This window comes from Bradyrhizobium sp. 35 (genome assembly GCF_023073215.1).
Lineage (GTDB): Bacteria > Pseudomonadota > Alphaproteobacteria > Rhizobiales > Xanthobacteraceae > Bradyrhizobium > Bradyrhizobium canariense_D.
This window is the reverse complement of record NZ_JADPJC010000017.1, coordinates 1-21,287: the sequence shown is the minus strand read 5'-3', so window position 1 is coordinate 21,287 and position 21,287 is coordinate 1. Positions and strand designations below refer to the sequence as shown.

Genomic DNA, 21,287 nt, shown 5'->3' with positions numbered 1-21,287 from the left:
TGCACCCCGGATGAGGTATCTGAAGCCACCTCGAAGGTCCTTCAAGGCTTCCCCTCACGCGCTTTGTTACCTATAACCCCCGCCACGCTGAAGCAGCTCTTGCGGGATTGGAATGGCCGAACCAGCAACCGACACGATCCTTGTCCTGAACGGGCCGAACCTCAACATGTTGGGGACGCGCGAGCCCGAGAAGTACGGGCATGCGTCGCTGGCCGACGTCGAGGCGCTGTGCCGGGAGACGGCGGCGACGTTCGGCCTCAAGGCCGACTGCCGGCAGTCCAACCGCGAAGGCGAGCTGATCGACTTCATCCACGAGGCACACGCCCGCAAGATGAAGGGCATCATCATCAATGCCGGCGGCTATTCGCACACGTCGATCGCGCTGCACGACGCGCTGCTCGCGGTGCAGATCCCGACGGTCGAAGTGCACGTCACCAACATCCACGCCCGCGAGAATTTCCGTCATCACTCCTACACCGCGCGCGCGGCCTTCGCCTCCCTCTGCGGTTTCGGCGTCGAGGGCTATCGCCTCGCCATCCAGGGCCTTGCCGCCAAGCTCGGCCTCAAGCCCAAAGCCTGACGCTCCCCTTCACACAGAACATTCGGATCAAACAACATGGCGCGCCAGCCAGACGACAAAGCAGCCGCAAAGTTTTCCAGCGAGGATTCTGCCCTCGTCCGCGAGCTCGCCTTGCTGCTCGATGAGACCAGCCTCACCGAAATCGAGATCGAGCGTGCCGGCCTGCGCCTGCGCGTCGCCCGCAATATCAGCGTCGCCGCGACCATGCCGATGCAGATGCCAGCTGCCCCCGCCGCGCTCCCGGCGGCCGCAGCTGCCGCCGCGCCTGCCGCTGCCGACCTGTCGAAGCATCCCGGCGCCGTGACCTCGCCGATGGTCGGCACCGCCTATTGGGCGCCGGAGCCCGGCGCCAAGCCGTTCATCGAGGTCGGCAGCAAGGTCTCGGTCGGCCAGACGCTGCTGATCATCGAAGCCATGAAGACCATGAACCAGATCCCCTCGCCGCGCGCCGGCACGGTGACGCAGATCGTGATCGAGGACGGCCAGCCGGTCGAGTACGGCGAGCCGCTCGTGATCATTGAGTGACGTTCGAGGGCGGTCTCATCGCCCTCGCCGCTTTCCGCGCGTCAGTCCAATAAGGACACCATGTTCGACAAGATCCTCATAGCCAATCGCGGCGAGATCGCCCTTCGCATCCTCAGGGCCTGCAAGGAGCTCGGGATCGCGACCGTCGCCGTGCATTCAACCGCCGACGCCGACGCCATGCATGTGCGCCTGTCGGACGAGAGCGTGTGCATCGGGCCGCCGGCCTCCAAGGACAGCTATCTCAACGTGCCCGCGCTGCTCGCGGCCTGCGAGATCACCGGGGCCGATGCCGTGCATCCCGGCTACGGCTTCCTGTCGGAGAACGCGCGCTTCGCCGAAATCCTCGCTGAGCATAATCTGCATTTCATCGGCCCGAAGGCCGAGCACATCCGCCTGATGGGCGACAAAATCGAGGCCAAGAGGACCGCCAAGAAGCTCGGCATTCCCGTGGTGCCCGGCTCCGACGGAGGGGTCGGCCCCAACGACGACGCGATGGCGATCGCCAGGAAGATCGGCTTCCCCGTGCTGGTCAAAGCCGCGGCGGGCGGCGGCGGCCGCGGCATGAAGGTGGCCGAGAGCGAGGCCGATCTTCAGGTCGCGCTGTCGACGGCCGCCAACGAGGCCAAATCCGCCTTCGGCGATGCTTCCGTCTACCTCGAGAAATATCTGCAGAAGCCGCGTCACATCGAGATCCAGATCCTCGGCGACGGCCGCGGCGGCGCGATTCATCTTGGCGAACGCGACTGCTCGCTGCAGCGACGCCACCAGAAGGTCTGGGAGGAAGGCCCCTCGCCCGTGCTGACCGCGGCTGCGCGCGCCAAGATCGGCGAGACCTGCGCCAAGGCGATGCGCGAGATGAAATATCTCGGCGTCGGCACGATCGAGTTCCTGTTCGAGGACGGCGAGTTCTACTTCATCGAGATGAACACCCGCATCCAGGTCGAGCATCCCGTCACCGAGAGCATCACCGACATCGACCTCGTGCTGGAGCAGATCCGCATCGCCGCCGGCGGCGACCTGCCGGCGAGGCAGGACGAGGTCCAGGTCATCGGCCACGCGATCGAGTGCCGCATCAACGCCGAGAATCCGCAGACCTTTCGTCCTTCGCCCGGCCGCATCACGCAATATCACCCGCCCGGGGGGCTCGGCGTGCGGATCGATTCCGCAGTCTATCAGGGCTATACGATCCCGCCTTATTACGACTCGCTGGTCGGCAAGCTGATCGTGCACGGCAAGACCCGCGGCGAGTGCCTGATGCGGCTGCGCCGGGCGCTGGACGAGATGGTGGTCGAGGGCATCGAGACGACCCTGCCGCTGTTCCGCGCTCTGGTGCGCGAAGACGACATCATCAACGGCGACTATCACATCCACTGGCTGGAACAATATCTCGCCAACAAGGCGGAACCCGCCCCGAAGTAGCCGTCCTTTCCCGTGGAACCCTTTGGCCCTAATCGCGTTTGGCACGATGGGGACAGTTCCGAGGGGGCGTTTTGAAGTCCGGCAAGCCTGATCGAGCGAGACCGTCGTGATCGCTGACGCGCAGCGGCGGCGTAGATTCTGGCAGATCCTGCTGTTCGCGGCCGGTCTCCTGGTGCTGACCGTGATCAGCGCCGGCTCCGTCTACCTCGTCAACAAGGCGAGAGACGACAGCAAATGGGTGATTCACACCATCGAGGCGGAGAACCAGATCAACGCCCTCCTGCTGGAAATCCGCCGCGCCGAGAGCACCGCCCGGGGTTACCTTCTGACACAAGGCGAGGATTTCAAGGTCGACCATGACAAGGCCGTGGCGGCCATCGTCCCGGCTCTCGACAGGCTCACGCGCCTGATCGGCGACAATCCGGAGCAACGCCAAAGCATCGAGAAGCTGAGCGCGGCGATCGAGACTAGGCTCGGCCAGTTCGTGCAGGAGATGGACTTCATCCGGCGCGGCGAGCCGGAGAAGGCCGCAGCGCTGGTCCGCGAGATCGCCTCCACGGACACCACGGCCGCGATCGCCAATGTCGCGACCGGGATGATTCAGGAGGAGGAACGGCTATTCCGGCTGCGAACGGTCAATTCGGACCGCAGCCAGACCCTGGCCGCGTCGATGACCGGCATCGGCTCCGGCCTCGTCGTGCTGCTGGCCCTGATCTCGATCTGGCTGGTGCGGCGCTCGGCCCTTGCCCGCGACGATGCCGAGGCGCGCCTGCGCGATGCCAATGTCAATCTGGAGGGCGTGGTCGACGAACGCACGGCCGATCTGCGCGAAGCCAACAACGAGATCCAGCGCTTTGCCTATATCGTCAGCCACGATCTGCGCTCGCCACTCGTTAACATCATGGGCTTCACCAGTGAGCTCGAAGAGCTCGGCGGCGACATTTTCCGCCGTATCGGCAGCCTCACCCATGTCCCGGCCGACGGGCCGCCGTTGCCGGACGGCGAGATCGCACTCGAAGGTCCGGACAAGCAGCTGTCAGACGATTTTTCCGAAGCGCTGGGCTTCATCAAGTCGTCGATCGCCAAGATGGACCGCCTGATCTCGGCGATCCTCAATCTCACCCGCGAGGGCCGGCGCGAGTTCCAGCCGGAAAAGATCGACACGCGCGAGCTGATCGAAGCCATCGTGTCGACGCTGGCGCATCAGGCCGCCGAAGCGCAGGCCGAGATCCACATCGCCCCGCTGCCGGATCTCGTCAGCGACCGCCTGGCGCTGGAGCAGATCTTCTCCAATCTGATCGACAACGCCATCAAATATCTCAAGCCCGGCGTCCCCGGCGAGATCAGAATCCGCGGGCGCACCAAGCTCGGCTACGCTATCTTCGAGATCAGCGATAACGGCCGCGGCATCGACGCCAAGGACCACCAGCGGATCTTCGACCTGTTTCGCCGCGCCGGAACCCAGGACAAGCCCGGTCAGGGCATCGGTCTTGCGCATGTGCGTGCACTTGTGCGTCGCCTCGGCGGCACCATGTCGGTATCATCGGAAATGAATACGGGCAGCACGTTCACCATCACGCTGCCCATCACCTGGAACGCCAGCAACCGGAACGCGGATCAATGACTCAACCCGTCACCATCATCATGATCGAGGACGACGAGGGCCACGCGCGGCTGATCGAGCGGAACATCCGGAGGTCCGGCGTCAACAACGAGATCATCTCCTTTGCCAACGGCACTGAGGCGATGAAGCACCTGTTCGGGCCCGACGGCAGCGGGCTCGTGCAAAAAGGCAATGCGCTCCTGATCCTGCTCGATCTCAACCTCCCCGACATGACCGGGATCGACATTTTAAAGCAGATCAAGGAGAACAAATACCTGAAGGCCTCGCCCGTGGTGGTGCTGACCACCACCGACGATTCCCAGGAAATCAAACGCTGCTACGAGCTCGGCTGCAACGTCTACATCACCAAGCCCGTGAACTACGAGAATTTCGCCAATGCCATCCGGCAGCTCGGCTTGTTCTTCTCGGTCATCCAGGTCCCGCCCGCCGCCCCATGAATCAAGGTACGCCCACACTGCTCTACATCGACGATGACGGGGCGCTGGCGCGCTTGGTCGATCGCGGCCTGACACGGCGCGGCTACAAGGTCGTTCACGCCGCAAGCGGCGAGGAAGGCCTCGAGCACATCCGCCGCGCGGCCACGACCGGCGGTATCGACGTGGTGGCGCTCGACCAATACATGCCCGGCCTCGACGGACTGGAAACGCTGGAGCAGATCATGGCGATCCCGGGCGCGCCGCCGGTGGTCTTCGTCACGGCCTCGCAGGATTCCAGCATCGCGGTGACGGCGCTGAAGGCGGGCGCGGCCGATTATCTCGTCAAGGACGTCAAGGGCGACTTCATTCCCCTGCTTCACGTCGCGGCCGATGGCGCGCTGCGCCAAGCCGAATTGCAGAAGGCGCGCGAGGAAGCCGAAGCCGAGATCCATGCCTCGCGCGACCGCTACGCTGCTCTTGCAGCCGAACGCGAGCTGCTATTGCGCGAGGTCAACCACCGCGTCGGCAACTCGCTGCAGATCATCGCCTCCCTCCTGCACCTGCAGGCCAGCTCCGCCGCGCAGGACGAGGTCAAGGCTGCGTTGACCAATGCGATGGGCCGCGTGGCCGCAGTCGCGCAAGTGCACCGCCGCCTCTACACCTCGCAAGACCTGAAGAGCGTGGTCCTGAACCAGTATCTGGACTCGCTGCTCGAGGATCTGCGCCGCTCGGCCGAGGGCAACCGGATGTCGCGCCTGACGCTGAAGGCCGAACCGATCGAGATCGATCCGGACCGTGCAGTCGCCGTCGGCATCATCGTCAACGAGCTGGTGATGAACGCGGTAAAATACGCCTACCCTGACGGCGCCGGCCCGATCCATGTGGAGCTGACCTCGCAGGGCGACGATCTCCTGCTGTCGATCAGCGACGATGGCGTCGGCGACAACGTCAAGGCCGATCCGCGCTCCACCGGCATGGGCCAGCGTATCGTCGCAGCTATGGCCAGCAAGCTCGACGCTTCGGTCGAGCGCGACCCCAACCATTCCGGAACCCGCGTCATGTTGATGTTCCGCCGTGTCCCGGCTGCCGCCGGCAAGCCGGCTGCTGCCGCAGCGAACTGATCCGCACCGCCCATCGCAACCGCCTTGCGATCCTGCTATTATGGCGCGCCATGACTTCGCGCGACTCTGCCCCGTCTGAAATCACGCCAGCCGTGCTGCTGCGCGCCTATGCCTGCGGCATCTTTCCGATGGCTGAAAGCGCCGATGATCCGACCCTGTTCTGGGTCGAGCCGGAGTTGCGCGGGGTCATCCCGCTCGACGGATTTCGCGTGGCCTCGCGGCTCGCGCGCACCGTGCGTTCGGATTCATTCCGCGTCACCGTTAATACCGCCTTCAAGGCCACGATCGCCGGCTGCGCCGCACCCCAAGCCGGGCGCGAGGACACCTGGATCAACAAGCGCATCCGCGACCTCTATGGCGGGCTGTACGAGCTCGGCCATTGCCACAGCGTCGAGGCTTGGCAGGGCGAGGACCTCGTCGGCGGCCTTTACGGCGTCAGCCTGGGCCGGGCTTTTTTCGGCGAAAGCATGTTCCACACCGCACGCGATGCCTCCAAGGTCGCATTAGTGCATCTGGTCGCGCGGCTCATCCATGGCGGGTTCGAGCTGCTCGACACCCAATATGTCACCGAACACCTGAAGAGTTTTGGCGCGGCCGAGATTTCGCGGCGGCGCTACACCGCGCTGCTCGACAAGGCGCTCGCGGGCGAGCCTGGCGATTTCCTGAGGCTCTCGGCCGGCGAAGCGATCCCGGGCGCGCGCGCGCTCGAGATCATCGCTGCGCGGCAATAATCAGCAATTACCGGCCAAATCCGGGGAAACCGAACAGACCCGGCCGCTGCTCGGGCGGCGGAGGTGGTGGCGGCGGTGCCGGCTGCTGCTGCTGGATCGGCGGTAACGGCTGCGGCGGACGCTGCTGCACCTGCTTGGGCGCGGCCTTCTTCTGCGCGGGCGGCGGCGGTGCCGGCTTGGTGCCGGGATCCGGTGCCGCGGTCGCAATCGTTTGCTGCGGCTCTTTGCAGTCGGTGAGCCAGATATCGTAGATCGGGTGCTCGACGCCGTGCAGGCCCGGACTTGCCGCGTACATCCAGCCCGAGAAGATGCGCTTCACCTCACCCTGCAAGGTGATCTCGTCGACCTCGACGAAGGCGTCGGTGTTGGCGGCCTCGGTCGCCGGCCGCGTGTAGCAGGCGTCGGTTTTGACGCGCAGCGCCCCGAACTGCACGGTCTCGCCGATCTCCTCGTCGAAATTGATGATGCGCCCGGTGATCTTGTCGAGGCCGGAGAAGGTCGCTTTCTTGTTCACGATCTTCTGGGCCGGCGGCTCGGTGACGACTTCGTCGCCCGGCTGAAGGCTCGCCGGCGTCTGCGGGACAGCGCCGCCCGGTCCGCCCTTCTGCTGTGGCTGGCGCTGACCGGGCGCACCCGGGGCGCCTTGCGGATTGGGCGGAGCGACCGCGACGGGCGGCGGCTGGTTTGGCGGAGCAGCGCTAGAACCGGGCGGCGGCGCCAGAGGTTGGGTCTCGACCGGCCCTGGCATCACATTGCCCTGCCGGCCCGGCGGTGGCGCCATCGGACGCGACGGCAGCACACGGCCCTGCGGCGGCAGCTCCGGCACCTCTTCGTCGTCATCGGGGATCTGCGGCTGCGGCTGGGGCTGGCCACGCGGAATGGTGCCGGGCGGCCGCAGCGGCGGCGGATCGGAGAAGATTGTGCCGATCTGCGCCTGCGCCGGCGTCGCAGCCGTCAGTGCGGTGGCGGCCAGAAGCGCCGCAAGACCTGTCAGGGTAAATGTTCGAAACATATCTCGCGCGGCTTCAACAGCGAATCGGGCTTGCTGGAGGACATTCTACAGGGGATACCGCCGCTCGCAGGCCATCCGGTTAACACGGCGAATACGGCGGGGGAAGGGCGGCATCCCTGCCCTTCCCGGCCCGGTCTGGCCAGATCGGCCCCCGGATGGAATAGTCGAGCACCCTTCCCGGCGGCCGAGGCGGCGCCGCCCCCGAAAAGAACTCCAATGAATAACTGGAAACCCAGAGGTCGCTCCCCATGCCCGTTGTGCTCGATCCCGATGCCGCCGCCGTCTACAAGGCCTTCCAGGAGGCCGGCCGGCCCGCCTACGAGACCCTGACCGCACCGGAAGCGCGGGCCTATTACGCGCAGGCGCGCTTTGCGACCAATCCCGAGCCACCTGACCTCGCGCGCGTCACGCCGCTGTCGATCCCGGCACCGCACGGCGCCATTCCCGCGCGCCTCTATGTTCCGAAAGAGCCGCGCCGGTATGATGGCTTGTCCCCGGCGCTGGTGTTCTTCCACGGCGGCGGCTGGGTGATCGGCGATCTCGACTCCCATGACGTCGTCTGCCGCCAGCTCGCCGGCGCCGGCGCGCTGATCGTGATCTCCGTGGATTACCGCCTCGCGCCCGAGCACAAATTTCCCGCCGCTATCAATGACGCGATCGCCGCGACCAAATGGGTTGCCGCCAACGCGCGCGAGCTCGGCATCGACGCCTCCCGGCTTTCGATCGGTGGCGACAGCGCCGGCGGCAATCTTGCCGCAGTGGTCGCGCTCGCTGCGCGCGACGGCAATGGTCCGGCCATCGCGGGCCAGTTGCTGATCTACCCGGCGACCGATTTCGCCATGACGCACGGCTCTCACCGCGAACCCGAGACGAGCGTGCTGCTGACGCATTCGGTGATCCGCTGGTTCCGCGACCATTATCTCAACGGCGCCGCCGATATCCACGACTGGCGCGCCTCGCCGGCACGGGCGACAAACCTGGCCGGCCTGCCGCCGGCCTATGTGCTGACCGCCGGTGCCGATCCCCTGCGCGACGAAGGCGGCGAATATGCCGAGCGGCTGAAGCGGGCCGGCGTGCCCGTGGCCTACAAGCACTATCCCGGCCAGTTCCACGGCTTCATCACGATGGGAAAATTGCTGCGAGAGGCCAATGTCGCCGTGAGCGAGATCGGCGCGTGGCTGAAAGGATTGGCCTGAAACGCCGTTCCCGATGCCGCCCGTTCTTCAAAACATATTCGCCCTCCCCCTGCGCGGGCTGACATGGCTTGGCGGCCAGGGCACCCGCGCGGTGGCCGCCGTCGTGTTCATCGCGCTCGCGGTACCGCCGCTCGGGGCGTTGTTGCGCCCCTACGTCACTGAGGCGATCTTCGTTCTGCTTTGCATCTCCTTCATGCGGGTCGATCTCGCCGCGCTCACCGGCCATCTGCGCCGGCCGGCGCTGGTCGCGACCGCGACCGTCTGGACCATGATCGGCGTGCCTGTGATCATCGGGCTGATCGTCCATGTCACCGGGCTCACGGCGCGCGCGCCCGACCTTGCCCTGGCGTTGATGCTGCAGAGCATGGCCTCGCCGATGATGGCCGCACCGGCGCTGGCGGCGCTGATGGGCCTCGACGCCACGCTGGTGCTGGTCACGCTGGTGAGCGCGACGGCGCTGGTACCGTTCACGGCATCGCTGTTCGCAAGCCTGTTCCTCGACGGCATGCTCAGCATCTCGCCGCCTGCGCTGGGCTTGAAGCTGCTCGGCATCCTCGCCGCATCGCTGCTGGCCGCCACCGTGATCCGACAGATCTTCGGCGCGGCCGCGATCCAGCGCCACAGGCAGCCGATCGACGGCTTCAACATCGTCATCCTGCTGGTCTTCGCGACCGCAATCATGGGCGACGTCGCGAGCGATCTCGTCGCCCGGCCGGTCTCCACCATCGGCTTCGCAGCTCTCGCCTTCGCGATCTATTTCACGCTGCTCGCCGTCACCACGCTGCTGTTCCGCCGCATCGGCTATGAGCGCGCGCTGGCGCTCGGGCTGATGGTGTCACAGCGCAATCTGGGCCTGATGCTCGCCGCGACTGCCGGCGCGCTGCCGCCCACCACCTGGCTCTATTTCGCGATGACGCAGTTTCCCATTCACCTGGCGCCCTACATGCTGATGCCGATCGCGCGGCGCTTGACGGCGCGCGCGCAGGCCTCGGGCGCTGCGGCGACCGGCGGCAAGGCCGCATCGGGCTGAACCAATCCGCAAGCCTTGCCAACACGCAAGTCATGTCCGCTCTGCCATCGCGAGGCCGCTGGTGACCAGGCGAATGTCCCTCACGCAGCGCGCCAATGTCCCTTGTGAATATCAAACTTCACGGCGCCTTCGTCACGCATCTTCAACAGGAGCGATTGGCAGTCGTCCTGATTCTTGATGTTCACGCGCTTCATGACTTCGAAGGTCTTCAGAGGTTTTTCGCGAAGGGCAATCAGAATCTTTTCTCGATCGGTCATTGGGGTTCCTTGCATCGGATCGGCGACGGTACGTGTTGTACACATCGTCTACAACGGGTGCATTCGCTTGACGAGGTCCGTTCCGGCTCCAAAAGGGGAAATGCCGCGCAATATGCAAGTCTGCTCAAATATCCAAGTGTGCTCACCTGCTCAAGCGGGCTCTCCAACTCGATCAATTCTCCCTACCCGGCCCTTGCCGCGCGCCGCAGCGCTTGCGGCGGCTGGCCGAAGGCGCGGATGAAGGCGCGCCGCATGCGCTCGGGATCGCGGAAACCGGTTGTCTCCGCGACGAGTTCGATCGCCTCGCGCGAGGACTGCACGCGCTCGCGCGCGACCTCGATGCGCAAGCGCTCGATGGCCTTCGAGGGCGTCGTGCCGGTCTCGGCGGCAAAGGCGCGGGCAAAATGCCGCGCGCTCATGCCGGCACGGTCGGCGAGATCTTCGACAGTCAAGCGAGCGTCGAGGTTCTCGCGCGCCCAGGACAGCAGCGCACCGAAGCGGCCGTTCGGCGTCTTCAATTCCAGAAGTGACGAGAACTGCGACTGGCCGCCACTGCGGCGATGATAGAGCACGAGCTGCCGCGCAGTGTCCTGCGCGATCTGCTCGCCGTGGTCCTCGGTCACCATCGCGAGCGCAAGGTCGATGCCCGCCGTGATGCCTGCCGACGTCCACACATTGTCGTCGCGCGTGAAAATCTGGTCCGGCTCGAACTTCACCTTGGGATAGCGCGCGACGAAATCCCGCGTGCGTCCCCAATGGGTGGTGGCGCGGCGGCCGTCGAGCAGGCCTGCCTCGGCCAGCACATAGGCGCCCGAGCAGACGCTCGCGACCCGCACGCCGCGCCGCGCCAGCCGCTGCACGAAGGCGCGCGTGACCTCGCAGCGCGCGGCATCCGTTACGCCCGCGCCTCCCGCCACGACCAGCGTCGTGATCGCATTGGCCGATTTGAAGTTGCGCGCCATCATCTCCACGCCGGACGAACTGCGCACCGGCCCCGCGTTCACCGCCAGCACGCGGATCCCGGTCGTCGTCTTGCCCGTGCAGCGCGCCGCGATCTCGAACACGGAGATCGGGCCGGCCGCATCGAGCAACTGGAAGTCCGGGAAGATCAGGATGCCGATCATGGTCATGTCCGAAAGCGAGGGAAATACGCCATTTTGGACGGAAGGGCATCATGAGAGGCTGCTTCCGTCAAGCTCATAATTGGAGGCTCTCATGTCGTCCCCGCTCCAGATCGGTCTCTTGGTGTTTCCGCGCGTCACCCAGCTCGATTTCACGGGCCCCTTGCAGGTGTTCTCCTCCGTGCCCGGCGCAAAACTGCATTTAATCTGGAAACGGATCGAGCCCGTGCCGAGCGATTCCGTGCTGACGCTGACGCCGACCACGACATTCGCTGACTGCCCGCAGCTCGACGTGATCTGCGTGCCCGGCGGCGGCGGCACCAACGATCTGCTCAATGACGAGGAGGTGCTCGGTTTCCTGCGCCGGCAGGCCGAGGGTGCCAAATACGTCACCTCGGTCTGCACGGGATCGCTGGCGCTCGGCGCCGCCGGCCTCTTGAAGGGCTATCGCGCCGCCACGCATTGGAGCGCGATGGAGATGCTCGCTCAGTTCGGCGCGACGCCGACCAAGACGCGCGTCTGCGTCGACCGCAACCGCATCACCGGCGGCGGCGTCACCGCGGGAATCGATTTCGCGCTGACCCTGGTGTCGATCATGGTCGATCGCACCACCGCGGAGGCGATCCAGCTTCAGCTCGAATACAATCCGGCCCCGCCGTTCAATGCAGGCTCGCCGGATACCGCGCCGGCGGAGGTGCTGGCATTACTCAGGGAGCGCGGCGCAGCGAACCAGGCTCGCCGCCTCGAAGCGGTGAAGCGTGCGGCCGAGCGGATGACCTAGTCTCCACTCTCGTGTCCCGGACGCGCTGCAGCGCGTAGCGGTGCTGCGCAGCGTCCGGGGCACGCGAAATCCAGACGCCCGTCTACCAAAGAAAAAGGCCGCCCGGTTTCCCAAGCGGCCTTTCCTGTCTTACGGCGGCTGCACATTTCATCGGGCGATTTCGGAACTTCCAGACCGGGGGCCTATCTCCCGATCGAGTCCTGGTCGGCGGCCGCTGCATTTCGGGACAGTCGCGAACTGTTGCCCGAACCGAACGCGATGGTCTCCCATCTCCGTAAGATGCGACCATTGAGCCGCATCGCCCGCGTGGCTGCAACCCCGCGCAGGACTCATCCCCGCTGTTCCCGTTGTCCACAGCAAAGCGAGGCGGATGCGGGTGCATCCACCCCCACGACAAGGGTTGAGACGGGAATCGGAAGGCTAGCTCGGCGTCCAGGGCTGATAGTCGCCGGTCGCCTTCGGCCGCTTGCCGCTGGCGAGCGTCGAGCCCGCGGGACGGTAGGCGTTGGCCGTGCCGGTGAGATTGGGCTGGTGCGGCTTTTCCCATTCGCGCGGCTGGTAGTTGTCCTGCGTCGGCGGCACGTCGACGGTGTGATGCATCCAGCCGTGCCAGGACGGCGGGATACGGCTGGCCTCGGCGTAGCCGTTATAGACCACCCAGCGGCGCTCGAAGCCGAGCACCGGGTCGATCGCCCCGCCGCGGGTGCGATAATAGAGGTTGCCCTGCTCGTCCTGGCCGACCAGCTCGCCGTAGCGCTTGGTCCAGAGTTGGGTGCCAAACGTCTGGCCATTCCACCAGGTGAAAAACTTGAGGAAGAACTGTTTCATGCGGCAAGGGCCCTGCTTCGTCGGGTCCTGATGCCATCCGGACGGCGAAATGTCCAGTTCGGCGCGGGCGGCAATGCCCCGCTGCAGATGCGGTCCCCGGCACGGAACGCTGCCGCAAATCGGACGCGATCCGTTCATGCCGGATACAGCGTCGCCATGAGAACTTTTCGTCGCACGCAAACCCCCGTGATCCCAGGAACTCCGGCCCTTTCATGGGGTTTGCTTCCGGGAAAAGGAGTTTTGATCATGAAAAGTCTGAAAGTCTTGAGCACGGCTGCGGCAGTGGCATTGGTTATCCCGTTGGCGACGCCGAGCTTTGCCCAAAGTCGGGCCGCAGCGGTCGGCGGCGGCGGAGCACACTTTGGTGGCGGCGGCGGCGGAGCACACTTCGGTGGCGGCGGCGGCGGAGCACGCTTCGGTGGCGGCGGCGGCGGCGGGGCACATTTCGGTGGCGGCGGCGCCCGCATGGGCGGCGGCAACTTCGGCGGCAACTTCGGCGGCGCGCGGATCGGCGGCGGCGGCGGCAATTTCGCGGCCGGCGCAGCAGTACGTCCGGGCGGTGGCAGCTTCGCAGCCGGCACGGTGAGCCGACAGGCCTTCTCGCCGTCCTACAGCGGTACACGCAGCGTCGCGACTGCGGGCAACTGGCAGGGTGGTAGCGGCAATTGGAGTGGTCGTCACTGGCATCATCGTCACGGCGGCGGCTTTTGGCCCGGGTTCGCGGCCGGCGCTGCGATCGGCGGCCTCGGCTCGTACGCCTATTACGGCGGCGGGTATTACGACGACCCCTACTATTACGGCGACAGCTACTATGATGAACCGACAGTGGCCGTGGTCCCCGATGGCGGCGGCGACTCCGCGGCCTACTGCGCGCAGCGCTACAAGTCCTACGATCCGGCGTCCGGCACCTATCTGGGCTATGACGGCCAGCGTCATCCCTGCCCGTAACACGACCTGAAACACTTGAAGAAGAAGGCGTCGCAGCGATGCGGCGCCTTTTTCATTCAGGCGCCTCACCTGTTTCGCTCGCCTCGTATTCGTCATCGGCAAGTGTCGCGTACAATCGATGCGAGCGGACCTTTATTCACCGCACCGTGCATATCTACCCTCATCCAATCCCAAATTGACCCGACGCGCGATTCACCTGTATCAACTTGGCTGTGGGGACTTCGATGACTGGGAAGTGTCATGCCGCGCATTCTCGTGGTTGATGACGATCCGATGGTCGGCGCGACCATCGAGGTCCTCCTCCAACGTCAGGGCTTCGACGTCACGTTGACTGATGGCGGAGAAACGGGTTTGGCTGCGCTCGAAACACAGAATTTCGACGTGATGCTGGTTGACATCTTCATGCCGCATATGCGCGGCTTCGAGTCCATTCGCATCTTTCACGAGCGCGCGCCGGCGGTTCCGCTAATCGCGATGTCCGGCTACGCCTTCGCATCATCCGCCTCGCCCTCTCCCGACTTCCTCCGGATGGCGCTGGAGCTTGGCGCGACCCGCTGCCTGCGCAAGCCGTTCACGCCGGACGCGCTGCTGACCACGATCCGGGAATGCATCGCCGTGCCGGGCGATGGCTCGCAGCCGAAGGACAAGAAAGAAGTCCCTTGATCCCAACGCAGCGCGTCATTCTCGGTGCTGGACTTGCCATCCTCCTGATCATCACCGCGGCCTCGATCGGCCTCGACGTCAAGTCACGGTCCGATGCGGCCTGGGTCAATCACACCGTCGAGGTGCTGAAGAAGATCTCCGACCTGCGCGTGCTTATGCGCAGTGCCGAGAGCGCCGCACGTGGCTACGAGATCTATCGCAACCCGAGCTTCAGCGAAGAATTCCAGGCGGTGCACGCCCGGATCGCACCGGCACTCGCCGATCTCAAGCGCAGCGTGCGCGACACTCCCGAACATGTCGCGCTGCTCGAGGGCACCGAGCCGCTGGCGCTGCGCCGGATCGAGATCGCCGCCGAAGTAATGCGCCTGCGCGCCGGAAACGATCAGGCCGGCATTGCCGCAGTCCAGGGCAAGGGCGAGGGCCGTGGCCTCATGGACACGGTGATGGGCAATTTCGATCATTTGAGCGCAGAGGAAGAACGATTGCTTGCGGCGCGCTCCCAGGATTCGCGCCGCACCGGCATCGTGCTGCTCGGCATCGACGTCGCCGGCGCACTGGTGATCCTGCTGCTGGTCGTGATGATGATGCGCGAGAGCCGGCGCAGCGAGGGCGCACTCAAGAGCACGCTAATGGAGACCACGGCCGCCAAGCAGCAGCTCGAGGCCGCCGTGGCCGAGCGCACCGAGCATCTGGTCACCGCGCATGACGAGCTGCGCCTCTCGGTCAACGTGCTCCAGAGCACCTTTCACAGCATGGCGGAGGCGGTGCTGGTCATCGATGCCGAGGGCAATGTCCTTCTGTCCAATCCCGCCGCCGAGCGCATGCTGCTGCACCGGACCGGCATGAACCTGCGCAATCTGCGCGCGATGTCCACCGTGCTTCACGGCGACGGCCTCACCCCGCTCAAGCCCGACGAGCTGCCGTCGGCACGCGTGCTGCGCGGCGAGCCGTTCGAGAACATGGAGATGATCGTCCGCCCGCACAGCGGCAATGCTCCCCGTCATCTCATGATCAGCGGCCGGCCGATGCTGGACGGGAAAGGCAACGTCTCCGGCGCGGTGCTGGTCTATCACGACGCGACCACCTCGCGCGAGACCGAGCGGCAGTTGTACCAGTCGCAGAAGCTGGATGCCATCGGCAAGCTCACCGGCGGCGTCGCGCACGACTTCAACAACATGCTGACCGTGATCTCCGGCAATACCGAGACGCTGGTGGCAAGCCTGAAGCAGCAGCCCGAGCTCCAGCGCGTGGCGCGCCTGATCGACGAGGCCGCCGAACGCTGCGCCGAGCTGATCCAGCATCTGCTCGCCTTCGCGCGCAGGCAGCCGCTGCAGCCGCGCAACGTCGAGATCAACGCCGCGGTCGCGGACATCGCGAAACTCCTGCGCCCCACCCTCGGCGAGCAGATCGAGATCGAGACCGTGCTCGAACAGGGTCAGATGACCGCGCACATCGATCCGTCCCGCCTCACCAATGCCCTGCTCAACATGGCCATCAACGCCCGCGACGCCATGCCGAACGGCGGCAAGCTGCTGCTCGAGGCCCACCGCGTCGTGCTCGACCAGGCCTATGCGCAAAGCAATCCCGACGTGCGGCCCGGCCCTTACGTGATGCTCGCCGTCAGCGACACCGGCACCGGCATGCCGGCCGAGGTGCAACAGCAGGCGTTCGAGCCGTTCTTCACCACCAAGGAGGTCGGCAAGGGAAGCGGCCTCGGCCTTTCCATGGTCTACGGCTTCGTCAAGCAATCCGGCGGCCACATCAAGATCTACAGCGAGGAAGGCCACGGCACCACGATCAAGCTCTATCTGCCGCCGGGCGAAGGCATGACCGAGCCAGTCACCTCTGCCGCACCGCCGGCCGAGGGTGGCGCCGAGACCATTTTTGTGGTCGAGGATGATCCGCTGGTGCGCAACTTCGTCACCGTGCAGCTCCAGAGCCTCGGCTACCAGACCGTCGCCGCGCCCGACGGCAAGGCCGCGCTGGAGTTGATCCGGGCCGGCCAGCCGTTCGATCTACTGTTCACCGACGTCGTCATCCCCGGCGGCATGAGCGGACGCGACCTCGCCGACAAGGTTGCGACGATCCGCCCCGGCGTGAAGGTGCTCTACACTTCCGGCTATACCGACAACGCCATCGTCCACCACGGCAAGCTCGACGACGGCGTCATGCTGCTGACAAAACCCTACCGCCGCAACCAGCTCGCCGCGATGATCCGCAAGGCGCTCGGACACATGCCCACCGGCTAGCGTTTCTGCTTGGCGATATGTCCAATGGCGTTGCAGATGATCCGCGCTGCGCAGATCGCCCCAATATTCTGCAGATCACGCTCCGGCACCAATTCGACCAGATCAAGACCGACAATTCTGGCCTTCGAGGCGACGCCCGCGATCAGGTCTATGACGTCGAAATAGGACAAGCCGCCAGGTTGCGGCAGGAGCACGCCGGGAATGACGGACGGATCCAGGCCGTCGCAGTCGATCGTGATCAGGCAATTCGCGCTGTCCTCGATTGCACTCAGGACGGCTTGAACGCCCCGGCTTTTGAGCTCTCGTGCCGTAATAATCCTGGAGCCCCAATTCCGCGCGCAACTGAGCTCCTGCAGGCCCGAGCCGCCGATACCCCGTAAACCGACCTGCACAATGCGTTCGACCCAAGGCAACTCGCTGGCGCGCCGCATCGTGCTGGAAAACGTATGTGCTGAGCCGTCGCGCTGGTCCTTCCAATCCAGATGCGCGTCGATCTGCAGGATCGTCAGCTTGCCCATGTCTTCGAACGCCTCGAAGAACGGTATGGGGACAGAATCATCTCCGCCGAGCAGCATGGGTACCGCGCCGGACTTCAGGATCTTCCTGGTGGCGGACCTGATTGCATTCCGGTTTTGCTCGGGGGCCTCGGGTGACGTGGCAAGATCGCCGCCATCGACGACCCGGATTTGCTCCGGGTCGAGCAGGATTCCGTCTTGGTCGAAATCCCACCTGGCAAGGTCGGTCTGATAAACGCGCAAAGCATTGCGAATGGCCGCTGGGCCATTCGCGGCATGGCTGGTCCTGCCCTTCACATGCGGCGTGGCGTCGGCAGCTCCGAAGATGACGACGTCGGCTTCGCCAAGAGGCAGGGCAAGGTCGCACGCCGCGACGCCGAGGAATGTGTTGCGGTCGCTCGCCATAGCCGTCTCGCTGGAGGCACTCAGTCCGGCCGACAGAGCCAATCCGCAACGCCTCCGCGAGTTCCTGACCTGCTCTTGGCCTGCCGCCGAGCCGGGCGGTCGAAGCCGCTCTCGCGGAGGACGTGACCTCATAAACGTCGGCTTACCAAGGCAAAGCGGAAGCTCCCACCTTCGGCGTGGTCGGCGGCTTGTGACCACAGCGGACTCCAGCGCGTCGAGCTTCCCCTGAGGGAGTGGACGAGTGGGCGGGCCGCTTTCTTCTGGAACGAAATTAAATTGATTTAATTCAGTTATTGTGATTTAATTTGGGCTTATCTCTGGACGGAGAAACGCATGCCAGATCAGGACGACCGTCGCGAGTTCTTAAGAACCTGCGGAAAGTTCGCGGCGGTGACACCTCCAGCCATCACCCTACTCCTGTCGACATCCCTTACATCGGATGCGATCGCGAAGTCGGGCGCAGGCGCGGTCCACGACGACCATCACCACGGCAACAATGGCTGGGGCAACGGCGGCGGAGACGGCAGCCCCAACGGCAAGGACGATAGAGGCCGCTGAGACGACGACACACGGCCTCCGGAAGGAGACACAATGCAGACCAGGCGCCGCGACGTAGATTGGCATTTCGCCAGCTTCGTTGTTTCGATGATCTGGCTCGCGATTGTTGCTGCCGCTCTTCTTGCAGTGCTCTTCCGAGGGCACCCTTGAGGAGTTATGAAGTACATTTTCATCGCGGTCGGCTGCTGGCTGCTGCTGAACCTGCTCTTCGTTGTGTTAGTCACGCCGCCGCGTAGTCGCCGGCCGCGACAGCTTGCTCGCACGATTCATGCGGTCAAGAAATTCATTATGAGCAGACGGCAGCCCCCCACCTGATGAGGGCAGTGACGCGCTGCAAAAAAAACGACAGTAAGGCTGGCTGTTTATTTCCAGCGACGCCGCACCGCAGTTCGCTGTATCGTGCCGTTCCGTTTTTTTCCAACAGCGGATTCGATTGCCATGCACCACATCCAGAGTACGCATATTGCCGCGATACTGAAACTGACCGCCCAGCAGCTTGAAGCACTTCGCACCCGCCCAGAGATCCAAAAGGAATATTCCGAAATCCTCGTTTTGAGAGAGAAAATAAAACTGGCGACCGATCTGAAGAAGGCTCGCCGGCAGCTCCTTACTCGGTCCCTGCCAAGCGCCTGAAGGGAGAGAACTCCACCCGTGCCTTGCGCTGTGAGGCTCGAGCAAGGAGCTGCTCGTTGGCATTCCCGCTTGTGGACCCGAAGCGGACATCTTAGCAGCGCCGCACGGCATATCCCGTCGCTGTGGCAGCGCAAACAATACTTCCCGAATGCTGATAGCGCCTTGTCGGTTATCTCCCTCACAACCGATGTTTTGTTTTGCGAAAGCCCTCGATGTTCTTGCCAAATTCATCCGCGAGCGATTTCTTTTGGCTTCCGTACGCGGCAGCGATTTCCGGGTGTAAGCGCAAGTAGTCGCGAAACAGCAGGAAATCTCTCCAGCGTGGATTGCATTGCTCCATGATGTGAAGATGGTGTGTCCAGGGTCCAGGCATCCTCTTCCGAAAAAACAGTTCACCAGGTAACCATGCTTCGTACTCGGGGATGTAGGTGTATCCGAGTTGCGCGAATGGCCTCACAAACGTGGACTTCGCGCGCAACAAGTTCGGGAGGCCGACCAAGATGTCCATAATCGGTTTGGCCGAGAGGCCGGACACAGACGTACTGCCCATGTGTTCGATCTTGAGCGCCGGACCGACCACAAATCGCAAGCGACGGCACTCCTGCTGGAAACGAACCGGCCAGTCGGGGTCATAGTCACGCACCTCGATGGCGCCCCTCCATACTTCTCCATTCTGTCCCCTCGCTGGAAGCTACCCTTCTCAAACGGCCCTGTTGGAGCAGACCACCGTTTCTGCATGTGATCGGACTCACTGCAATGCGCGGCATCTCCCGATATACGGGTCAGCTTTTGGGGCTTCAGCGACGTCGTGGGCGCACCATATTGAGGTCCATCCAGCGAGGCATGGCGGAGTAGATTTGCTCAGGTTGAGTTCTTCGCACTTTGACCCATAAGCGACATGGGTGGATTGAAAATCCTTGCAGTGCAATAGGCCGTGCGGCATCGGATGGCTCGCGAGGACCGGGCGAAGCTGATAGATTGCCATCGTCAGGAGCTGATCGATGACATCCATTGACGAGCGTCTTCTCGAAAGCAAGATGACGCAGATCGAGCAGGCCCGCACTTGGAGCCCGCGCGTAATCTCCAAGTTCGAAACGCTGATTCGCAGTGGTGACGAGGTCAGCCTGTACCGCGCCAATCCGCTGGCGTTCGCCCGTGATCGCAGTGTGGCTGAGCCGGAGTCGATCGATCTGTTTCTCCATGCCGCTCGCGCCGGGCTGGTCGACATGCATTGGGACATTCTCTGCCCCCACTCGGGTCTGGTGCTGGAAAGCTTCGGGAGGCTCCGTGCGCTCCGGAGCCATTTCGTCTGCGGGCTTTGCGATATCGAGGGTCACACCGAACTCGACGACTTCATCGAAGTGTCCTTCTCCGTCTCGCCGCAAATTCGGCACCTCGCCTTGTATGACGTCGACAATCTCTCGATCGAAGATCTGCACTGGAAGCTCAAGTTCGCCAACAGCGGACGGCTGCCCGGCGGACAGACTCGATTTGTCGATGTCTTGCGCGGTTTCGTTCGCGGAATGACTTATCTGCCGTCCGGTCTGACAACGACGCTGCAGACCGATATTGGGCCGGGCGCGGTCTCAGGCGTCAACGTCCAGACCCAGGCGGGCTTTACGCTCCCGGTCGCGCTCGATCCCACTGCCGTGCAGATGCCGAATACTCCGACGATCGTTCGTGCCACCTATGACGGGCAGCGGTTCACGCCCGCCGTTTCGGCCGTGCCGTCGGGGCCTGTGATCTTCGAGATCAGCAACACCGGCCCTAAGCGCGGTTCGCTGCTCCTGATCAACTGGCCACCTGAAATCTTGGAAATGCCAGAGAAGCCGACCCTCGAATTCGATCCCTACGTCTCGGGCGGGATGCTGCTGACGCGTCAGACGTTCCGCAAGCTCTTCCGCTCAGAGCGCGTAGATGAGGAGGAGGGCCTCGGCGTTCGGCAGGTGACGTTCCTGTTCACGGACCTGAAGGGTTCGACCGCGCTCTACGAGCGCCTCGGGGATCTTAATGCCTATGCTCTCGTCCGCGAACATTTCGCTCTCCTCGACGCAATTGCCCATCGGCATGCCGGTGCCATCGTGAAGACCATCGGCGACGCCGTCATGGCTGCGTTTTTCCGGCCGGTGGATGCCGTGGAGGCAGCGCTGCACATTCTGCGGGACATCGGAGAGTTCAACTCCAAGCACGGCCAGCCCGCCGTCGTTCTCAAAATGGGGGCACATTGCGGTCCTTCCATCGCCGTGACCCTCAACGAGAATCTCGACTATTTCGGCCAGACCGTGAATATTGCCGCGCGGGTGCAATCATTCGCCGACGCCGGCGAAATCTGTCTCACTGAAGCACTCTACACCGCGCCCGCTGTTCGCCAGCTGCTGGCGGGCCACCATGTCGAGGAGTTCGAGGCGCCGCTGCGCGGCGTCGAAGGCGAGGCGCGAGTCTACCGGGTCACCGGCCGATTGTAGCCTAGGCTCTGCGGCAGTCCGCACTAGCGTAGTGATCGAAATGTATTTCCGACATCTGGCCGCCGCGAGGCGGCTTTTCTTGGACACGGCAAGAGCAAAGGAGTCTGTTCGTGTGAAGGGTTTCGGATGCCGGCCGCATGATTGACGGCGCGGCACATTCGGGCGGCCGGCGTCCGAAAGCCTCCAAGGGAGGAAACCGCGCATGGTGGG

At 64.4% G+C, this 21,287-nt stretch carries 22 protein-coding genes and 1 pseudogene; 17 read left to right on the top strand and 6 right to left on the bottom strand.

Annotated features, from left to right (window positions below):
* Positions 1–112 precede the first annotated feature (112 nt).
* The 7 genes from aroQ (at position 113) to aat (ending at position 6,416) form a co-directional block, all read left to right on the top strand.
* Complete coding sequence (gene aroQ, locus IVB36_RS02440) at positions 113–580, top strand: type II 3-dehydroquinate dehydratase (RefSeq protein WP_247297418.1); 468 nt, start codon at positions 113–115, stop codon at positions 578–580.
* A 36-nt stretch (positions 581–616) separates the two neighbouring features.
* Entirely contained in the window at positions 617–1,105 is a 489-nt protein-coding gene (gene accB, locus IVB36_RS02435; RefSeq protein WP_247371037.1) for an acetyl-CoA carboxylase biotin carboxyl carrier protein, read from the top strand.
* Between the two features lie 60 nt (positions 1,106–1,165).
* Positions 1,166–2,524: an acetyl-CoA carboxylase biotin carboxylase subunit gene (gene accC, locus IVB36_RS02430; protein ID WP_018454483.1), complete on the top strand. Its 1,359-nt coding sequence runs from the start codon at positions 1,166–1,168 to the stop codon at positions 2,522–2,524.
* 106 nt (positions 2,525–2,630) lie between these two features.
* Entirely contained in the window at positions 2,631–4,148 is a 1,518-nt protein-coding gene (locus tag IVB36_RS02425) for a CHASE3 domain-containing protein (RefSeq protein WP_247390476.1), read from the top strand.
* Entirely contained in the window at positions 4,145–4,585 is a 441-nt protein-coding gene (locus IVB36_RS02420) for a response regulator (RefSeq protein ID WP_018454485.1), read from the top strand. The genes IVB36_RS02425 and IVB36_RS02420 overlap by 4 nt, the downstream gene beginning before the upstream one ends.
* Complete coding sequence (locus tag IVB36_RS02415; RefSeq protein WP_247390474.1) at positions 4,582–5,685, top strand: histidine kinase dimerization/phosphoacceptor domain -containing protein; 1,104 nt, start codon at positions 4,582–4,584, stop codon at positions 5,683–5,685. Before IVB36_RS02420 ends, IVB36_RS02415 begins: the two co-directional genes overlap by 4 nt.
* Positions 5,686–5,735: 50 nt before the next feature.
* A complete protein-coding gene (gene aat, locus IVB36_RS02410) occupies positions 5,736–6,416 on the top strand; it encodes a leucyl/phenylalanyl-tRNA--protein transferase (RefSeq protein ID WP_026232743.1) in 681 nt (226 codons plus the stop codon).
* Positions 6,417–6,423: 7 nt separating this feature from the next.
* On the opposite strand, the pseudogene IVB36_RS40260 reads toward aat, so the two are convergent.
* Positions 6,424–7,472: pseudogene (locus IVB36_RS40260) on the bottom strand (DUF2155 domain-containing protein).
* Positions 7,473–7,676: 204 nt separating this feature from the next.
* On the opposite strand from IVB36_RS40260, the gene IVB36_RS02395 reads away from it, so the two are divergent.
* Together IVB36_RS02395 and IVB36_RS02390 are read left to right on the top strand one after the other, a co-directional pair.
* The gene (locus tag IVB36_RS02395; RefSeq protein ID WP_247390472.1) at positions 7,677–8,624 is read left to right on the top strand and encodes an alpha/beta hydrolase; all 948 of its coding nucleotides are present in this window, start codon (positions 7,677–7,679) and stop codon (positions 8,622–8,624) included.
* Between the two features lie 13 nt (positions 8,625–8,637).
* A complete protein-coding gene (locus IVB36_RS02390; RefSeq protein WP_247390470.1) occupies positions 8,638–9,654 on the top strand; it encodes a Na+-dependent transporter in 1,017 nt (338 codons plus the stop codon).
* Between the two features lie 80 nt (positions 9,655–9,734).
* On the opposite strand, the gene IVB36_RS02385 is transcribed toward IVB36_RS02390, so the two are convergent.
* Together IVB36_RS02385 and IVB36_RS02380 are read right to left on the bottom strand one after the other, a co-directional pair.
* Positions 9,735–9,911, bottom strand: a complete 177-nt coding sequence (locus IVB36_RS02385; protein WP_018454491.1) for a hypothetical protein — start codon at positions 9,909–9,911, stop codon at positions 9,735–9,737.
* Between the two features lie 182 nt (positions 9,912–10,093).
* The gene (locus IVB36_RS02380) at positions 10,094–11,035 is read right to left on the bottom strand and encodes a GlxA family transcriptional regulator (protein ID WP_247390467.1); all 942 of its coding nucleotides are present in this window, start codon (positions 11,033–11,035) and stop codon (positions 10,094–10,096) included.
* Positions 11,036–11,126: 91 nt separating this feature from the next.
* On the opposite strand from IVB36_RS02380, the gene IVB36_RS02375 reads away from it, so the two are divergent.
* Positions 11,127–11,813 (top strand): DJ-1/PfpI family protein, encoded by a 687-nt coding sequence (locus IVB36_RS02375; protein WP_018454493.1) that lies wholly within the window; start codon positions 11,127–11,129, stop codon positions 11,811–11,813.
* A gap of 420 nt (positions 11,814–12,233) precedes the next feature.
* Here the strand turns inward: IVB36_RS02375 and IVB36_RS02370 are convergent, their stop codons facing one another.
* A complete protein-coding gene (locus IVB36_RS02370; RefSeq protein WP_026232746.1) occupies positions 12,234–12,641 on the bottom strand; it encodes an NADH:ubiquinone oxidoreductase subunit NDUFA12 in 408 nt (135 codons plus the stop codon).
* Between the two features lie 246 nt (positions 12,642–12,887).
* Here IVB36_RS02370 and IVB36_RS02365 point away from each other — a divergent pair, with 246 nt between their 5' ends.
* The 3 genes from IVB36_RS02365 to IVB36_RS02355 all read left to right on the top strand — a co-directional run bounded on the left by IVB36_RS02365 (position 12,888) and on the right by IVB36_RS02355 (position 16,501).
* Positions 12,888–13,589, top strand: coding sequence for a BA14K family protein (locus tag IVB36_RS02365; RefSeq protein WP_247390464.1), 702 nt, complete (start codon positions 12,888–12,890; stop codon positions 13,587–13,589).
* Between the two features lie 240 nt (positions 13,590–13,829).
* Positions 13,830–14,252 carry a response regulator gene (locus IVB36_RS02360; protein WP_247390462.1) on the top strand — a complete coding sequence of 141 codons (423 nt, stop codon included), beginning with the start codon at positions 13,830–13,832 and terminating at the stop codon, positions 14,250–14,252.
* Positions 14,249–16,501 carry a CHASE3 domain-containing protein gene (locus tag IVB36_RS02355; protein ID WP_085353533.1) on the top strand — a complete coding sequence of 751 codons (2,253 nt, stop codon included), beginning with the start codon at positions 14,249–14,251 and terminating at the stop codon, positions 16,499–16,501. Before IVB36_RS02360 ends, IVB36_RS02355 begins: the two co-directional genes overlap by 4 nt.
* Here IVB36_RS02355 and IVB36_RS02350 read toward each other — a convergent pair.
* A complete protein-coding gene (locus tag IVB36_RS02350; RefSeq protein ID WP_247390458.1) occupies positions 16,498–17,421 on the bottom strand; it encodes an arginase family protein in 924 nt (307 codons plus the stop codon). The two genes, IVB36_RS02355 and IVB36_RS02350, sit on opposite strands and share 4 nt — an antisense overlap.
* 333 nt (positions 17,422–17,754) lie before the next feature.
* Between IVB36_RS02350 and IVB36_RS02345 the strand changes: the two genes are divergently transcribed.
* The 3 genes from IVB36_RS02345 to IVB36_RS02335 all read left to right on the top strand — a co-directional run bounded on the left by IVB36_RS02345 (position 17,755) and on the right by IVB36_RS02335 (position 18,612).
* Positions 17,755–17,979, top strand: a complete 225-nt coding sequence (locus IVB36_RS02345; RefSeq protein ID WP_247390456.1) for a hypothetical protein — start codon at positions 17,755–17,757, stop codon at positions 17,977–17,979.
* 156 nt (positions 17,980–18,135) lie between these two features.
* On the top strand, positions 18,136–18,294 hold the full coding sequence (locus IVB36_RS02340) for a hypothetical protein (RefSeq protein WP_204511069.1): 159 nt from the start codon (positions 18,136–18,138) through the stop codon (positions 18,292–18,294).
* Between the two features lie 123 nt (positions 18,295–18,417).
* Positions 18,418–18,612 carry a hypothetical protein gene (locus IVB36_RS02335; protein ID WP_018454499.1) on the top strand — a complete coding sequence of 65 codons (195 nt, stop codon included), beginning with the start codon at positions 18,418–18,420 and terminating at the stop codon, positions 18,610–18,612.
* A 178-nt stretch (positions 18,613–18,790) separates the two neighbouring features.
* Here the strand turns inward: IVB36_RS02335 and IVB36_RS02330 are convergent, their stop codons facing one another.
* The gene (locus tag IVB36_RS02330) at positions 18,791–19,255 is read right to left on the bottom strand and encodes a GrpB family protein (RefSeq protein WP_204511068.1); all 465 of its coding nucleotides are present in this window, start codon (positions 19,253–19,255) and stop codon (positions 18,791–18,793) included.
* A gap of 358 nt (positions 19,256–19,613) precedes the next feature.
* Here IVB36_RS02330 and IVB36_RS02325 point away from each other — a divergent pair, with 358 nt between their 5' ends.
* Positions 19,614–21,077, top strand: coding sequence for an adenylate/guanylate cyclase domain-containing protein (locus tag IVB36_RS02325; RefSeq protein ID WP_085353537.1), 1,464 nt, complete (start codon positions 19,614–19,616; stop codon positions 21,075–21,077).
* The last annotated feature ends 210 nt before the right edge of the window (positions 21,078–21,287 follow it).

Coding starts and splice junctions, on each gene's coding strand:
- IVB36_RS02345 (WP_247390456.1), top strand. CDS start 17,755: ATGCCAGATCAGGACGACCGTCGCGAGTTCTTAAGAACCTGCGGAAAG.
- IVB36_RS02415 (WP_247390474.1), top strand. CDS start 4,582: ATGAATCAAGGTACGCCCACACTGCTCTACATCGACGATGACGGGGCG.
- IVB36_RS02390 (WP_247390470.1), top strand. CDS start 8,638: ATGCCGCCCGTTCTTCAAAACATATTCGCCCTCCCCCTGCGCGGGCTG.
- accC (WP_018454483.1), top strand. CDS start 1,166: ATGTTCGACAAGATCCTCATAGCCAATCGCGGCGAGATCGCCCTTCGC.
- IVB36_RS02335 (WP_018454499.1), top strand. CDS start 18,418: ATGCACCACATCCAGAGTACGCATATTGCCGCGATACTGAAACTGACC.
- accB (WP_247371037.1), top strand. CDS start 617: ATGGCGCGCCAGCCAGACGACAAAGCAGCCGCAAAGTTTTCCAGCGAG.
- IVB36_RS02420 (WP_018454485.1), top strand. CDS start 4,145: ATGACTCAACCCGTCACCATCATCATGATCGAGGACGACGAGGGCCAC.
- aat (WP_026232743.1), top strand. CDS start 5,736: ATGACTTCGCGCGACTCTGCCCCGTCTGAAATCACGCCAGCCGTGCTG.
- IVB36_RS02340 (WP_204511069.1), top strand. CDS start 18,136: ATGAAGTACATTTTCATCGCGGTCGGCTGCTGGCTGCTGCTGAACCTG.
- IVB36_RS02325 (WP_085353537.1), top strand. CDS start 19,614: ATGACATCCATTGACGAGCGTCTTCTCGAAAGCAAGATGACGCAGATC.
- IVB36_RS02365 (WP_247390464.1), top strand. CDS start 12,888: ATGAAAAGTCTGAAAGTCTTGAGCACGGCTGCGGCAGTGGCATTGGTT.
- IVB36_RS02375 (WP_018454493.1), top strand. CDS start 11,127: ATGTCGTCCCCGCTCCAGATCGGTCTCTTGGTGTTTCCGCGCGTCACC.
- IVB36_RS02380 (WP_247390467.1), bottom strand. CDS start 11,035: ATGATCGGCATCCTGATCTTCCCGGACTTCCAGTTGCTCGATGCGGCC.
- IVB36_RS02385 (WP_018454491.1), bottom strand. CDS start 9,911: ATGACCGATCGAGAAAAGATTCTGATTGCCCTTCGCGAAAAACCTCTG.
- IVB36_RS02360 (WP_247390462.1), top strand. CDS start 13,830: ATGCCGCGCATTCTCGTGGTTGATGACGATCCGATGGTCGGCGCGACC.
- aroQ (WP_247297418.1), top strand. CDS start 113: ATGGCCGAACCAGCAACCGACACGATCCTTGTCCTGAACGGGCCGAAC.
- IVB36_RS02370 (WP_026232746.1), bottom strand. CDS start 12,641: ATGAAACAGTTCTTCCTCAAGTTTTTCACCTGGTGGAATGGCCAGACG.
- IVB36_RS02350 (WP_247390458.1), bottom strand. CDS start 17,421: ATGGCGAGCGACCGCAACACATTCCTCGGCGTCGCGGCGTGCGACCTT.
- IVB36_RS02395 (WP_247390472.1), top strand. CDS start 7,677: ATGCCCGTTGTGCTCGATCCCGATGCCGCCGCCGTCTACAAGGCCTTC.